This window comes from Bacillus sp. LR--39 (assembly GCF_053613335.1).
In genome coordinates, this window is sequence record NZ_JBSIOT010001313.1 from 1 (window position 1) to 575 (window position 575).

Genomic DNA, 575 nt, shown 5'->3' on the forward strand with positions numbered 1-575 from the left:
ATAGATGCTTTTCCGTCAATGAAATAAGGAATCTCGTAATCTGCGAAAACTTCCTTCACCATATCCTTGTAGTCTTCCGGCTGGCGCGCAAGAATTGCTACATCCTTATAGCGATATCCCTTCTCTCTGACTAGGGCGTGAATTTCCCGGGCAATGCCTTCCAGCTCAGCTCGTCTGTTTGCGGCCTGCATCACAGTAAGGGCTTCTTGTTTTTCTGCGTATGGAATGGCCGGACGCGCTTCATACTGTGCCTCTAGATGCGCCAATTCCGGCGTCTTTGTATGCCGCTCAGTCCGGCTCAGCTCTTTATACGTAATGTCCAAATTCAGTTCCTTCGCCTTCTGATGCAGGCGGTAATAGGTTTTCCCCGTCATTCTGAACAATTCCAGTTCATGCGGCTCCCGCTCATATGACGGCTTGTCCGCTGTGAGCGAAAACGTGATATGCTCCGCATGAACCATAAGCTGCTCCAACACCCTGAATTCCTGCGGTGTAAACTGATAAAAGCCATCCACATAGATATGGGCGCCTTTTATATCTTCCGCAAGCGGGATATGCTCTGCCAGCAATGTCAA

General features: G+C 49.4%; 1 protein-coding gene. It reads right to left on the reverse strand.

Annotated features, from left to right (window positions below; translation table 11 throughout):
- Positions 1-575 (reverse strand): 3'-5' exonuclease (locus ACWHAR_RS30190; RefSeq protein ID WP_452088817.1); only part of this gene is annotated, 575 nt, incomplete at both ends.